11 protein-coding genes and 1 pseudogene are annotated in these 14,933 nt (G+C 33.7%); 4 read left to right on the forward strand and 8 right to left on the reverse strand.

Annotated features, from left to right (window positions below):
- Positions 1 to 7: 7 nt before the first annotated feature.
- From rpsF to dnaA, 7 genes and pseudogenes are all read right to left on the reverse strand, one after another.
- A complete protein-coding gene (gene rpsF, locus JCM14209_RS05625; RefSeq protein WP_025022580.1) occupies positions 8 to 298 on the reverse strand; it encodes a 30S ribosomal protein S6 in 291 nt (96 codons plus the stop codon).
- 232 nt (positions 299 to 530) lie between these two features.
- Positions 531 to 3,087: pseudogene (gene gyrA / locus JCM14209_RS09195) on the reverse strand (DNA gyrase subunit A).
- A gap of 24 nt (positions 3,088 to 3,111) precedes the next feature.
- A complete protein-coding gene (gene gyrB / locus JCM14209_RS05635) occupies positions 3,112 to 5,079 on the reverse strand; it encodes a DNA topoisomerase (ATP-hydrolyzing) subunit B (RefSeq protein WP_025022581.1) in 1,968 nt (655 codons plus the stop codon).
- Positions 5,080 to 5,114: 35 nt separating this feature from the next.
- Entirely contained in the window at positions 5,115 to 6,236 is a 1,122-nt protein-coding gene (gene recF / locus JCM14209_RS05640) for a DNA replication/repair protein RecF (RefSeq protein ID WP_025022582.1), read from the reverse strand.
- 2 nt (positions 6,237 to 6,238) lie between these two features.
- Positions 6,239 to 6,457 (reverse strand): S4 domain-containing protein YaaA, encoded by a 219-nt coding sequence (gene yaaA / locus JCM14209_RS05645; RefSeq protein ID WP_025022583.1) that lies wholly within the window; start codon positions 6,455 to 6,457, stop codon positions 6,239 to 6,241.
- Between the two features lie 398 nt (positions 6,458 to 6,855).
- Positions 6,856 to 7,995 (reverse strand): DNA polymerase III subunit beta, encoded by a 1,140-nt coding sequence (gene dnaN, locus JCM14209_RS05650; protein WP_025022584.1) that lies wholly within the window; start codon positions 7,993 to 7,995, stop codon positions 6,856 to 6,858.
- Between the two features lie 168 nt (positions 7,996 to 8,163).
- The gene (gene dnaA, locus JCM14209_RS05655; protein ID WP_025022585.1) at positions 8,164 to 9,540 is read right to left on the reverse strand and encodes a chromosomal replication initiator protein DnaA; all 1,377 of its coding nucleotides are present in this window, start codon (positions 9,538 to 9,540) and stop codon (positions 8,164 to 8,166) included.
- Between the two features lie 507 nt (positions 9,541 to 10,047).
- Here dnaA and rpmH point away from each other — a divergent pair.
- The 4 genes from rpmH (at position 10,048) to JCM14209_RS05685 (ending at position 12,955) form a co-directional block, all read left to right on the forward strand.
- Positions 10,048 to 10,182 (forward strand): 50S ribosomal protein L34, encoded by a 135-nt coding sequence (gene rpmH / locus JCM14209_RS05670; protein ID WP_003701411.1) that lies wholly within the window; start codon positions 10,048 to 10,050, stop codon positions 10,180 to 10,182.
- A 57-nt stretch (positions 10,183 to 10,239) separates the two neighbouring features.
- Complete coding sequence (gene rnpA, locus JCM14209_RS05675; RefSeq protein ID WP_025022586.1) at positions 10,240 to 10,581, forward strand: ribonuclease P protein component; 342 nt, start codon at positions 10,240 to 10,242, stop codon at positions 10,579 to 10,581.
- Between the two features lie 21 nt (positions 10,582 to 10,602).
- Positions 10,603 to 11,442, forward strand: coding sequence for a YidC/Oxa1 family membrane protein insertase (locus JCM14209_RS05680; RefSeq protein WP_025022587.1), 840 nt, complete (start codon positions 10,603 to 10,605; stop codon positions 11,440 to 11,442).
- 265 nt (positions 11,443 to 11,707) lie between these two features.
- Positions 11,708 to 12,955: a NupC/NupG family nucleoside CNT transporter gene (locus JCM14209_RS05685; RefSeq protein WP_025022588.1), complete on the forward strand. Its 1,248-nt coding sequence runs from the start codon at positions 11,708 to 11,710 to the stop codon at positions 12,953 to 12,955.
- A gap of 131 nt (positions 12,956 to 13,086) precedes the next feature.
- On the opposite strand, the gene JCM14209_RS09700 is transcribed toward JCM14209_RS05685, so the two are convergent.
- Complete coding sequence (locus tag JCM14209_RS09700; protein ID WP_025022589.1) at positions 13,087 to 14,391, reverse strand: serine hydrolase; 1,305 nt, start codon at positions 14,389 to 14,391, stop codon at positions 13,087 to 13,089.
- Positions 14,392 to 14,933 lie beyond the last annotated feature (542 nt).

Consider the following 14,933-nt stretch of genomic DNA (forward strand, 5'->3'; position numbering starts at 1 on the left):
TTAAATATTAGTCTTCGCGTTTTACGATCATGTGGCGTAAGATACCTTCATTGATCTTTGCAAGACGGTCAAATTCGTTGATTGCATCTGCATTTTCAGCCTTGATGTTAACGATGTGGTATACACCTTCGCTAAAACCACCAATTTCGTATGCAAAACGACGCTTAGACCAGTCTTTTGAGTCTACGATTTGTGCACCATCGTTAGTTAAAACGTTGTCAAAACGTTCAACTAAAGCTGTTTTAGCAGCTTCATCAAGTGATGGGTTGATGATGTAAGTAATTTCGTAATTTGTCATGCTGTTTGCACCTCCTTATGGACTTAATGGTTCTCTGTTCTCTATAAAACAGAGAACAAGGATTTTTTTCTGTGGTACTTATTTGTACTCACAACTTGAAATTATATCATTAAAATAATATTTGTGCAAGAATATTCCTGAATTACCTTACATAAAATAATATACGCAAAAAAATAAATTAACATAAAAAAAATAACGAGAAATCTTAAATTTTCCCGTTACTTTATATTCTTTATTCTTGATCTGCTTGAGCTGCATCTAATAAACGAGTAACATCTTTTGGCTTATTAGCATCGGTTACTTGATTTGATACTGCTTGTGCTTCCGAATTTTCCTCTGTTTGTGTTTCTTCTTTTTCAACTTTAGTCATTGTTGAAACAATTGAGTCATCATCTAGATTAATTAAGCGTACCCCTAAAGTTGCGCGACCAGTTTGAGAAACTTTATCAGCTCCAAAACGAATCATTACCCCTTTATTGGTAATCACCATAATATCTTCGTTACCAGTTACGGTTGTCATTCCTGCAAGTGGTCCATTTTTTTCTGTGATGTTTGATGTTTTAATACCTTTACCACCACGACCCTTAATTGGATATTCACTTGCTAGAGTCTTTTTACCGTAACCTTTTTCTGAAATAACAAAGACTTGATCATCTGCTTCGAGAATTGCTGAGCCGACAACGTAATCATTTTCACGTAAGCGAACCCCACGGACCCCAGCAGCTGAACGTCCCATTGAACGGATGTCAGTTTCTGCAAATGAAACTGCGTAACCTTGATGCGTTGCAATAATAATATTCTTTGTATTATCAGTTGCTAAAACATTAATTAACTCATCATCCTCATGTAAAGTTACAGCTTTCAAACCATTTTTACGGATATTGCCGAATTCAGAAACTGCAGTGCGTTTTACAACCCCTTGGCGTGTAATAAAGAAGAGATACATTTCTTTATCTTGCGCTTCTTGAACCTTAGCTGCTGGCACATTAATAACTGTTTGAATCTTTTCATCACCAGAAATATCCAAAAGGTTTATCATTGGAATTCCTTTAGCTGTGCGGCCATATTCAGGAATTTCATAACCTTTCATGCGATATACTTTTCCTGTATTTGTAAAGAAAAGTAATTCATCATGAGTTGAAGTAGTTAATAAGTGTTCGATGAAGTCATCATCATGAACTCCCATCCCTTGAACTCCACGACCACCACGATTTTGGGCCTTGAAATCACTTGTTGGAAGTCGCTTAATATAGCCGTTATGAGTCAATGTAACCACAACATTTTCTTCTTCGATTAAGTCTTCATCTTCAATACTTAACACTTCACCAACCATTAATTCTGTGCGACGTTCATCACCAAAACGTTCTTGAATTTCAAGTAATTCTTCGTAAATAATTTGGTCAATACGTTCTGGACGTGCCAAAATATCTTCAAAATCAGCAATGGCTGCCATGGTCTTGTTATATTCGTTTTCAACTTTATCTCGTTCTAGTCCTGTCAAACGAACCAAACGCATATCCAAAATTGCTTGGGCTTGCTTATCTGAAAGTTTATATTCGTTAATTAAACGATCCTTAGCAATATCAGGACTTTGTGAACTACGAATAATATTAATAATTGCATCAATGTGATCAAGCGCAATTCTTAAACCTTCTAAGATGTGCGCACGCGCTTTGGCTTTTTTAAGGTCAAATTCTGTACGACGACGAATAACTTCTTCTTGGTGTTTTAAGTAGTGTTGTAAAATTTGCTTTAAGCTCAACACTTTTGGTGTCCCATCAACAATTGCTAGCATGTTAAAGCCAAATGATGTTTGCATTAAAGTTAATTTATACAAATTGTTTAAGACAACAGAAGCACTCATATCGCGTCGGATATCAATTGTGATACGCATCCCTTCGCGATCAGATTCATCCTTGATATCAGTAATTCCTTCAATCTTCTTTTCACGGGCTAATTCAGCAATACGTTCAATTAAACGAGCTTTATTAACCATGTAAGGAAGCTCATGAACAACGATTTGTTGACGTCCATTTGGTAGTTCATCAATATCAACTTTAGCTCGTAAAGTAACTGTTCCTTTACCAGTTTCATAAGCTTTTCTAATTCCAGATTTACCCATAACAATCCCACCAGTTGGGAAGTCAGGTCCTGGAATTGCTTCCATCAAATCAGCGGTTGTTGCATCCGGATTTTTCATCAAAACATGCAACCCTGAAATAACTTCACCTAAATTATGTGGGGGAATATTAGTTGTCATCCCAACAGCAATCCCTGTCGCACCATTAACAAGTAAGTTAGGGAATCGGGCTGGTAAAACTGCCGGTTCTCTTTCAGTTCCATCATAGTTATCTTGAAAATCAATTGTATCTTTATTGATATCACGTAGCATTTCTAACGTGATTTTTGACATTCTAGCTTCGGTATAACGCATCGCAGCTGCACTATCACCATCGACAGAACCGAAGTTCCCGTGTCCATCAACCAACATATAACGATAACTAAAATCTTGTGCCATTCGCACCATTGATTCATAAATTGCCGCATCCCCGTGAGTGGAATTTCCCCATTACTTCCCCAACGATACGTGCTGATTTTTTGTAAGGCTTATCTGGAGTAACACCTAATTCGTTCATTCCGTATAAAATACGACGGTGAACGGGTTTAAGTCCATCACGTACATCTGGTAAAGCACGCGCAACAATAACACTCATTGCATAATCTAAGAAAGATGTTCGCATCACTTTAGATAAATCAACATCTTTAATTCGACTTGGTAAATCTACCACAATTAACCCCTCCTTCTTTTAAAACTAAACATCAAGATTATTAACGAAGGTTGCATTTTCTTCGATAAATTGACGACGTGGTCCAACGTGGTCTCCCATTAACATTTCAAAAACCGTATTTGCTTCTTCGGCATCAGAAAGCTCAACCCGTAATAAACGACGCTTTTCAGGATCCATTGTTGTTTCCCATAATTGTTCTGCGTCCATTTCACCTAACCCTTTGTAACGTTGAATTACTGGCTTTGGTGAAGGTGGTAATTGACCTAAAATTTCTGTAAGTTCTTCATCAGAATCAATATATCTAATCATTTTTCCTTGGCGCACTTGATAAAGTGGTGGTTGGGCAATGTAGACATATCCTTTTTCAATCATCGGACGCATGAAACGATAAATTAAAGTTAAAAGTAGTGTCCGAATATGCGCCCCATCGACATCGGCATCAGTCATAATAATCAATTTATGATAATTAGCTTTTTCAACATCAAACTCTTCACCAAATCCGGTTCCAAGCGCTGTAAAGAGTGAGCGAATTTCTTCGTTAGCTAAAATTCTGTCGATTGTTGCTTTTTCAACGTTTAAGATTTTACCTCGAATTGGCAAAATAGCTTGCGTTAAACGTGAACGCCCTTGCTTAGCTGAACCACCGGCAGAATCCCCTTCGACGATAAATAATTCTGAAATTGCAGGATCTTTTGAAGTATTGTCAGCTAATTTACCTGGTAAATTAGAGATTTCAAGTCCATTCTTTTTACGCGTAACTTCACGCGCGCGCTTAGCAGCAACACGTGCTTTAGCAGCTAGAAGCCCTTTTTCAACAATTCGTTTAGCAACGGTTGGGTTTTCTAACATAAATTTATTAAAGGTTTCAGTAAATAACTTATCAGTAGCCTTACGCGCATCTGAATTTCCTAATTTTGTTTTAGTTTGTCCTTCAAATTGTGGATCGGGGTGTTTAACAGATACAACTGCCGTTAAACCTTCACGCACGTCTTCTCCAGAAAGGTTCGCATCATTTTCCTTGATTTGGCCACTTTTACGACCATAATCATTGATAACACGCGTCAAAGCAGTCTTAAACCCTGCTTCATGCGTTCCACCTTCATATGTATGAATATTATTTGTGAATGACAATAAATTTGAATGGAAATCATCAGTATATTGCAATGCCACTTCAACTGTGATGTTATCTTGTTGGCCTTCCACGTAGATTGGTTCTTCAAAAAGAACTTCTTTGCCTGTATTTAGGTATTCTACATAATGGCGAATCCCACCTGCATAGTGAAATTCTTCTTTGGTAGGTTCATCTGGACGTTTATCTTCAATTGTAATTTTCAAGCCTTTATTCAAGAAAGCAAGTTCTCGAATACGCGTTGTTAAAACCTTGATATCATAAACGGTTGTTTCTGTAAAAATGTCTTCATCTGGCTTAAAGTGCACAATGGTTCCATGTTCATGTTCTTGGCAATGACCAATGACTGCCATTGGGGTTTTGACTTTACCTAAGACAAAATCCATCCCATAAACATTTTCATCACCTTCACGCATAACTTTAACGTCTAAATTAGTTGAGAGCGCATTTACAACTGAGGCCCCTACACCGTGAAGACCACCAGAAACTTTGTAACCGCCACCGCCGAATTTACCACCGGCGTGTAGAACCGTAAAGACAGTTTCTAGCGCTGGGCGTCCTGTTTTTTCTTGAATATCAACAGGGATCCCACGACCATTATCCTTAACTGTAATACTATTATCTTTTTCAACAACTACGTTAATTTCCGTAGCAAATCCAGCTAAAGCTTCATCAATACCATTATCGATAATTTCCCAAACTAAATGATGGAGCCCTTGTGAACTTGTTGAGCCAATATACATTCCGGGACGTTTTCTAACAGCTTCTAGACCTTCTAAAACTTGAATCTGACTAGCATCATATTCTTTAGCCTTTTCTTCTTTTTCTTCTAGGAGCTCTGCTTGGTTTTTTTCTTCAGTCACAGTTTTATCCCCCTTATTTTAAGTGATTTTTTGTTTTATTCATCTTCAACCGTTACTTTACCGGTATCGATGTGGAAAATTTTTGGTTCATTAATTAATTGACGCGCAACATCTGATAATCCTGGCGTCGTTAAAAATGTTTGTACTTTATCTTGAATCGTTTTCAAAAGATGTGTTTGGCGTGCACCGTCTAGTTCACTTAAAACATCATCTAGCAATAAAATTGGATATTCACCCGTGTGTTCTTTCATGACATCAATTTCAGCTAACTTCACTGACAAAGCCGTCGTTCTTTGTTGACCTTGCGATCCATAAACCTGCACATTTTTATCATTCAACAGAAATCTCACATCATCTCGATGCGGACCTAATAGGGTTGTTCCCTGAAAGATTTCTTTATTTGTAATCTGTGAAAACTGTTGCATGAAAAGTTTTTTCATTTCATCAACTGATTTATTTTCAAAATTTTTCAATGAACTCACATATTCAAATGTTAAATGCTCTTTTCCTTGAGTGATTTGTGCATGTAAATTCTGTGCAAATTTTTCAAGTTGTTTCAAAAATTCTAACCGCCGAAAAATTATTTTCGCACCAAAATCGGCTAATTGTTCTGTCAAAACATCTAAATATACTCGATCTGAAATTTTTTTCATTTGTAAATCTTTTAAATATTTATTACGCTGCCGTAAAATAACGCGGTAATTTGCTAAAGCGTGTAAATAAACCGGATCAATTTGGCCATATTCCATATCAATAAATCGCCGTCTAACTGCTGGCGCACCTTTAACCAAAGCCAAATCTTCCGGGGCAAAAAGGATTACATTTAATTGCCCAATATATTGTGACAATTTAGGTTGTTCAAGATAATTAACTTTAGCCTTCTTGCCTTTATTACTAAGATTTATTTCTAATTTCACTTGGCCGATTTGCTTTTGGACAATGCCTTTAATTAAGGCAATATTTTCTTGGAAATTTATCATTTCCTTATCCGTTGTAGTTCGATGCGAACGGGCCATTGCTAAAAAATAAATTGATTCTAACAAATTCGTCTTCCCTTGGGCATTTTGCCCAATTAAAACATTAATTTGCGGTGAGAATTTTAAAGTTTCACTTTGATAGTTACGAAAATTTTTTAATTCTAATTCCGAAAGATACATCCCTAAGCTTCTTTCATGACTACACGACCAACTTCAGGTAAATCGACTACATCTCCTGGATAAAGCTTTTTACCGCGACGTTCTTCTAATTCACCATTTACAAAAACTTCAAATTCTTGTAGATACCATTTTGCTTGGCCTCCGGAACTAATTAAATCTTCAATTTTTAGTAATTGTCCCAACGTGATGTATGGTGTTTTCAATTCCAATTCTTTTTCCAAAAAACGTTCCTCACTTTCTTAATTTACCTAATAATTATACCTTTTTTAGTTGCTAAAAACAATTTAATTAGCGTTTTTTGAGTGTTTTTAGCGTTTTTTTATTCGTTTAATGCAATTAGACTCTTAAACATAAAAAATCGTTTTAACCCGTATTTTTTGCTTTTTAGGCATACTTCCTCTGCAAGGAGGTACTCGAAAAAAACTTTAAATTGATTAATTTTTACCATTTTTTATTTGTGATTTTTTCACAATGCCCACCACTAAGCCAATATTACAACTTTTCATTTCAATGTGATTATATTCACAATGTAAAAAATGACTTTTTATGAAATTTTTGCACTCAAAAAAACAGCGATAATTTTAAAAATTATCACTGTTTTTGTAAAAGTAATCTTAAATTAGAATGTTCTAACTGGAGTAATCAATTGGATAAAGTTTTCTTGATCTTCAGTTGGAACAATTGTAAATGGACGAAGTGGCATAGTAAATGCGATTGTAACTTCAGTTTGTCCAAATGAACGAAGGGCGTCTTTCATGTAATCTGGGTTAAATGAAATTTCAATATCTTCACCAGATAATGATTTAAAGCTTAAATCTTCTTCAACATTTCCGACTTCAGGTGTGTTTCCTGATAAGACAACTTTATTTTCTGCAACGTTTAAGCTTAATTTAACAACATTATTACGACCAACGTGTGACATTAAAGAAGCACGTTCGATTGAATGTAATAATTCAGTTGCATTAAATTCGATTACTGTTTCAGATGTTTTAGGAATTAACCGATCTGTATCAGGATATTTACCTTCTAACAAACGTGAATAGAATGATGTATTGTTTAGAATAAATAAAATTTGGTTTTCTGAAATTTGAATTTCGATATCATCAGTACTATCATCTAGCATCTTTGAAAGTTCATTCAATGATTTACCTGGAATAATAATATCGTAATTAATATTTTCAGGTACATTGAGGTTTACTTTACGTTGACTCAAACGGTGAGAATCAGTTGAAACTGCAGTTAAAGATCCATCTTTAATTGTAAAATGAATCCCTGTAAGAATAGGACGACTTTCTTGAGTAGAAACTGCAATAAAAGTTTGACTAATGATTTGTTTTAAAACATCACTTGCAATCATTACTTGTCCAGTTGAATCTAGTTCTGGAAGATGCGGATAATCTTCAGGATTTAAACCATTAATTGTAAATTCAGCTTGACCAGAAGTAATAATTGCTTGAAAACGTTCATTGATATCAATGCTCATAGTATCATCTGGTAATTTTTTCACGATTTCATTAAAGAAACGTGCTGGTAAGACGATACTTCCTGGTTGTTCAACTTTCAAAGCTGCATCTTCGTCTGCGATTGAAATAACAGTTTCAATAGAAATATCTGAATTACTTCCTGTAAGGGTTAAAGAGTCTTCAACTAAATCTAATTTAATTCCGGTAAGAATTTCAATCGTTGTTTTAGATGAAATTGCTCGTTGAACGTCAGCTAAATAATGTAAAAATGCTGTTCGTTGAATTGTAAATTTCATAATAAAAATGATCCTCCTGTAAATATATATATAATATATAGATAGTTAGTAGTAATAGTAGGGCCTGTGTATAGTGTGGAAAACTAAAGTGAGAATGCTGAAAAACAGGAATTCCACTTGTTGATAACTTGTGGAAAAGTATTGTTGTTTTTCCACTGTAATCCACAATTAGTGTTTGAGCTCGGCTCTTAGTTCGTTAATTTCGCGTTGTAAGTCCGAATCATTTGGTAGGGCTTTTGAAATTTTTTCGTGCGCATGAATAACAGTTGAATGATCTTTACCACCGAATTCACTGCCGATTTTTGGAAGTGATGATCCAGTAAGTTCACGAGAAAGATACATTGCAACTTGACGCGGCCTAACAATTGATTTGGTACGTTTTTTACCTTTTAAGTCAGCTACTGAAACATGATAATATTTTGAAACAAAATCTTGAATTATTGGAATAGTAAGAGCATTTGCTTTATTATTAATCTTCAAATTCTTAAGTGCTTCAGATGCTAAATTAACAGAAATAGGGGTTTTGGTCATTGAAGAGAAAGCTTCAACACGCATTAATGCCCCTTCAAGTTCACGAATATTTGAATCAATCTGTCCAGCAATATAACTAAGAGTATCATCTGGAATTGTAACGTGTTCAGCTTCAGCTTTATTACGTAAAATAGCAATTCTTGTTTCAAAATCTGGAGGGGTAATATCGACTGAAAGTCCCCATTTAAAGCGAGAAACTAAACGTTCTTGCAAATTTTTAATTTCATTTGGAAGACGATCAGCAGAAAGTACAATTTGTTTTTTTTCATCGTAAAGAGTGTTAAACGTATGGAAAAATTCTTCTTGAGTACCAAGTTTATCAGCAAAAAATTGAATATCATCTACTAATAGTAAATCGACATTACGGTATTCTCGACGGAATTCTTCTTGTCGCTTTTTTTGAATTGAATTAATAAAATCATTAGCGAACGTTTCACTGGTTACATATTTAACTTTAGCATTGGGATTATTTTGGAGCATATGATGCCCAATCGCATGCATTAAGTGCGTTTTACCAAGACCGACACCCCCATAAAAGAATAGAGGGTTATAGAAATTTCCTGGCTCTTCAGCGACTCCCAATGCGGCTGCATGGGCAAATTGGTTGCCTTTTCCAACAACAAAAGTGTCAAAAGTATAACGTTCGTTAAGTTGGGATCCACGTGTAAAGTCTACAGTAGTGGCATCAACATTATTGGTAGTATCTTTTTTTGAGTTGAGTTTGTCATCAACTGGGTCAGATTCAGCTAATGGATTAGGATCTTCAGGTAGTTTAGCTAAAACGGTGATGGTAGGACCGCCAGCATTTTTGATCATATCAGTGATTTGGCCACTTAGTTTTTGAGTCCAATAATCACGGTGTAATACAGTTGGAACGTTAACAATAAGTGTTTGATCTGTATATTGAACAGGATCGGCACTTTCAAACCAAGCTTTAAAACTAGCTTGACTTAAAGATTTATTGAAGGATTCCAAAATGTATTGCCAAAGTGAATCTAAATCAAAGTCGTGCACAAAGACGCCTCCTTTTAAAAGTATTGTGAATTTATTTTAGCATTTTTATAAAAAGTTTTCCACAGATTAAAAAATAAAAAACAAAAAAGATTAACAAGCTGTTAATACGTTATTCACAGTTGTTAAATTTTAAGCAAAAAAGTTAAAAAAAAAGGAGTTATTCACAGGGGGTTTAAGAAAAATAACGCTGTAATGACAAAGGATATGGCAATTATGAACAGTTATATTCGCGCTTGTGGAAAACTTAATTCACAAGGTGTTATTTTAGAAAAAAATTGCGAATATCATTGTGAATTATAATTATAAAATCACAAAAATTAACAAAAAAAGAACAATGAAATTTAGAATTATGTGGAATAATTTAGAAGAGAAATTTAAATTTGTACCTTTTATTTTTAAAAAAAGTATGATACCATTACAAAGTAAATGAACTTGACAGGTTATAGCATTTTATAGTAAAGTAATTTGTATCATTGTTAAGTTAACAATACTAAGGAGGTGTAATTCATGAAGAGAACTTACCAACCAAAGAAACGCCATCGTCAACGTGTACATGGTTTTCGTAAACGTATGAGTACAAGTAACGGTCGTAATGTGTTAGCACGTAGACGCCGTAAAGGTAGAAAAGTATTGTCTGCATAGGATCACTGGACCGTCAGTGGTCTTTTTTATTTTGTAGATTTTTAATGGAGATATACTATGAGAAAGTCATATCGAGTCAAGAAAGAAGCTGAATTTCAAACAGTCTTTACACAAGGAAAGTCCTCAGCTAACCGTCAATTTGTTATCTATATGTTAGAAAAACCAGATCAAGCACATTTTCGTGTTGGAATTTCAGTAGGTAAAAAAATTGGGAACGCTGTTGCTAGAAATTGGGTAAAGCGTCGAATTCGCCAAAGCTTGACTGAATTAAAGCCTCAGTTGAAGCAAGATTGCGATTTTCTCGTAATTGCACGCCCAGCTGTTGCAAATATGTCTATGGTAGACGTAAAAGAACATCTTGTTCATGCTTTACGTTTAGCTAAGGTATTAGATGATTAGAATTTAAAAGGAGTAAATACTGTGAAAAAAGGTAAGCGTAACCTTCTTCTTTTTAGTTCGCTTTTTATGGTAGCCCTTGTGTTATCAGGATGTAGTTCGACTTCAAAAGTTGATGCTAATAGTACTGGCTTTTGGGATCATTATATTGTTTGGAACTTCATTCGCGCCATCCAAGGTTTAAGTAAAATCTTGGGAGGCAGTTTCGGTTGGGGGATTGTAATTTTTACTATTATTGTTCGTATTGTTATTCTTCCTTTAATGATTTATCAAATGAAGAGTATGCGTAAAACAATGGAATTACAACCTAAGCTAAAAGAGATTCAAAATAAGTATCCTGGTAAAGATATGGAATCACGGCAACAAATGGCAATGGAACAACAAAAGTTATATTCTGAAGCAGGAATTAATCCTTTTGCAAGTTTTTTACCAATATTGGTACAACTTCCAATTCTATTTGCTTTGTATCAAGCGATTTTTAGATCAGAAACGCTTAAAGCCGGTTCATTTTTATGGATGGAATTAGGTTCAAAAGATCCATATTATGTCTTACCGATTTTAGCAGCGTTATTTACTTGGATGACATCTAAGTTAAGTACCATGTCACAACCGGAACAAAATGTCATGACAACAACAATGACATGGATGATGCCAGTAATTATTTTTATTACTGCGTTAAACGTTCCGGCTGCTCTTTCCTTGTATTGGGTAGTTACTAATGCATTTTCTGTAGGTCAAACGTTACTTATTAATAATCCGTTTAAGATTATTGCTGAACGCCAAGAAAAGCAAAAGGCTGAAAAAGCAAGAAAAAGAAAAATTGAAAAGGCTAAACGTAAAGCTTTTAAGAGCAAACGTAAATAGCATTATAAAAGTTTCCATCGTAAGCGCGATGGAAACTTTTTTTATTTAAAATTTAGAGTTATGAACAAATTGGTACTGACCATTTGAGGTGAAAGATTAAAAAATAGTTATAAACATGTGGATAAGAAGGATAAATATAGATTTTTCTTGAATGACACTATTTGATTAAGGTATACTTAAAACGTTTATATTTATGAAAATATTCTGTATTTTTTTAGATTGAACAAATTAATATCTCATATCACTATTTAGAGGAGGAAACAACGTGTATTTAGCAATAAATGTTGTTGGTCTACTTATTTTCTTAGCCATTGGTTGGCTTTTTTCAAAGGATCGCAAGGCGATTAAATGGAAATCAATCATTATTATGGTTGTATTTAACCTATTTTTAGCATGGTTCCTTACTAGTTTTAGTATCGGCCGTACAATCGTCGAAGGTGCTGCAGCTGGATTTAATGAATTAATGAAGGTCGCATATACAGGGATTGAATTTGCAATTCCAAGCATGGTTAATGTTAAACAAATGGACTGGTTTGTATCAGTATTATTACCAATTCTTATGATTGTACCATTGTTTGATATTTTAACTTATATCGGGATTTTACCTTGGGTCATTAAATGGATTGGTAAAGGTTTATCTTGGTTAACAGGACAACCTAAATTTGAATCATTCTTCGCAATTGAAATGATGTTTTTAGGTAATACAGAAGCATTAGCGGTGTCAGGGTTACAATTGAAGCAAATGAACGCTAAACGTAACTTAACACTTGCGATGATGTCAATGAGTTGTGTTACTGCTTCAATTATTGGAGCATATACCCAAATGATGCCAGGTAACTTTATCTTAACTGCAATTCCAGTTAATGTTATTAACGCGTTAATTGTTGTTGCGATGTTAAACCCAGTTGATGTAGCTAAAGAAGAAGATACAATTGCTACTATGAGTGGTTCAGCAATTGCTGAGGTTGAAGTTGGATCAGTTGACGAAAATGGTAATGCAGAAAAAGAACCTTTCTTCTCATTCTTAGGAGATTCAATTTTAGGAGCGGGTCGTTTAGTATTAATTATTGCCGCTAATGTAATTGCATTTGTTGCTATCGCCGCATTAATCGATAAATTACTTGGATACATTAATCCAGAACTTTCATTAGAACATATTTTAGGAATAATTATGTTCCCATTTGCATGGTTAATGGGTCTTAACACACATGATGCATTCCAATTTGCTCAATTTATGGGGATGAAACTTGTTACTAACGAATTTGTTGTTATGGGTAAAGTAACAAAGACTATTTCAACTAGTGCATTTAACCCTCACTATCGTGCAATGTTAACAGTCTTTTTAACATCTTTTGCAAACTTCTCAACTATCGGGATGATTATCGGATGTTTCAAAGGACTTGTTGATAAAGAAAAGAATGATTTAATTTCTAAGAATGTAGGCTACATGTTGATTTCAGGAATTTTAGTTTCATTATTATCGGCAGCAATGGTTGGATTATTTGTTTGGTAAAAAATAAATAATATGAATATCACGCAAAAAGCGGACGACTGAATATTTCAGTTGTCCGCTTTTTTACTATTTCATGTATTAATGAGATATTATTATTGAATAAATCTTCAATAAATGTTTCGCGTGAAACATTATTGCAGTAATTCTCGGTATAAATTTTCACCGAGTTTATTCATTGTAGATATTTGTTGTGATGAATTTCCTTTTTCAGAAAGGACAACAACAATGATTGCGCCATTTTTATTAGAAATGATAGCTGCATCGTTTTGAATACCTTGATCAGAATTAATTCCAGTCTTGTTATACGTTACTGTGCTAGCAGGTAAATTTTTAAGTAGCTTAGAATGATCAGTATTCTGCTTTAAAATCTTTAACATTTCTTCGTCGCTTGATTTAGAAAGCAGTTGATGATTATAGAGTTGCTTGAGGAATAGTGCAGTATCTTCAGCGCTAGTATAATTATCTTTCTTAGCGTTAAAATTCATCATTTTGCGTTGAAGTTTGGTATTTTTAACATTAAATTTAGAAATTAAGAAATTAGTCCTTTCAACACCACCAAGTTTATCGATGATGATATTAGTAGCAGTATTATCACTAAAATCTATCATATATGTAAGTAGTTGACGATAAGTATATGAAGTTCCGTTTGGTTTGTTTTGTAAAATACCAGTACCGCCAACTTTATCTGAGTCTTTTAAGATGTATGAATCATTGAGATTAAGATGATTATCATTTGCTTCCATAAAAGCAGCACCTAAAATAAATAATTTAATCACAGAAGCGGATAATTGGGGGCGGTTGTTAACAGAATATGATTGATTACTCTTGGCAGTAGTAACATAAATGGAAGATTTTCCAGAAATGTTCTGCATGGCAGTAGTAATATATGTTTTAATAACATCATTATTGTAAATAAGCTTGGTAGAAGATTTCGTTGCTTTGACTTCGTATTTTTGATGTTGGTTTTGTTTTGTAGACCAATTACCATAAAAGAAGTAGTAACTACCTAATAGTAGAAATATAAAACCTACGATATAAAAAATCCATAGCTTAGTAGTTAAGGATAGTTTACTTTTAGAAGAAATATTTACTTTAGGAGTTTGAAATTTTTGATGAGTTTCAACTTTAATTGGATTATTAGTAGTATCACTAATTAATTTAGAACCACAGTTAAGACAATAGCGAATTAATTTCGGATTTTGATAATGGCAATTAGGGCAAGTGATATATTGCTTAGGAAAAGTCTTTTCTGGGTTATTATGATTATTAGTTAAGGTGTGGCCGCAGTTTTTACAAAAAACAGCTTTGCTGGACTGTTTTTGACCACATTTTTTACAATAAATATAATTAGAAGACTCTATAAAATGATAGCGGCAATTTGTACAAAATTTTGCGTGGTCATTATTCGAATATTTGCAATTGGGACAGATTTTCATATGATCACCATTCTCTCCATTGATATGTTGTTTCGAGATATATTCTAGCATAGTCTAAACGGGTAAGAAAAATTAAAGAGAATTATAATAAAACCTCAAGTAAAAATTCACAAAAAATTCACATTTTAAAATTATGATATAGTTATCAGTTAGCAAGAGCTAATTGATATCTCCCCCTGAAATATTTTTGAGATTTAATGAATTAGTCATATCCCCAATATATAATGACTAATTAGATAATATTAAACTCCTTTTTTCCTCGTAGTAAATTACTACGAGGTTTTCTTTTTATTTTAGAAAAAATAAAAAACTAGTAATAGCTAAAATAGGGATGCTATTACTATATAGATAAAAAATTTAAAAAAGAAAAATATTTTTTTATAAAAGTTCTTGACCAATAAATAAAAACCATGTATAGTATTCTTTGTTGTCAGTTAGCAAAAGCAATTAAAAGTTAGCTGAAAAAAATTCAAAAAAAAAGTTTGACAACTTAAAAAGTTTTTGTTAAACTAATTAAGTCGTCAGGTGATGACGATTAAATA

Source organism: Ligilactobacillus hayakitensis DSM 18933 = JCM 14209, from assembly GCF_000615845.1.
Lineage (GTDB): Bacteria > Bacillota > Bacilli > Lactobacillales > Lactobacillaceae > Ligilactobacillus > Ligilactobacillus hayakitensis.

What these genes read in the sequence shown, in the direction of transcription:
- rpsF (WP_025022580.1), bottom strand. Translation starts at nt 298, where the DNA reads ATGACAAATTACGAAATTACTTACATCATCAACCCATCACTTGATGAA.
- recF (WP_025022582.1), bottom strand. Translation starts at nt 6,236, where the DNA reads ATGTATCTTTCGGAATTAGAATTAAAAAATTTTCGTAACTATCAAAGT.
- dnaN (WP_025022584.1), bottom strand. Translation starts at nt 7,995, where the DNA reads ATGAAATTTACAATTCAACGAACAGCATTTTTACATTATTTAGCTGAC.
- rpmH (WP_003701411.1), top strand. Translation starts at nt 10,048, where the DNA reads ATGAAGAGAACTTACCAACCAAAGAAACGCCATCGTCAACGTGTACAT.
- rnpA (WP_025022586.1), top strand. Translation starts at nt 10,240, where the DNA reads ATGAGAAAGTCATATCGAGTCAAGAAAGAAGCTGAATTTCAAACAGTC.
- JCM14209_RS09700 (WP_025022589.1), bottom strand. Translation starts at nt 14,391, where the DNA reads ATGAAAATCTGTCCCAATTGCAAATATTCGAATAATGACCACGCAAAA.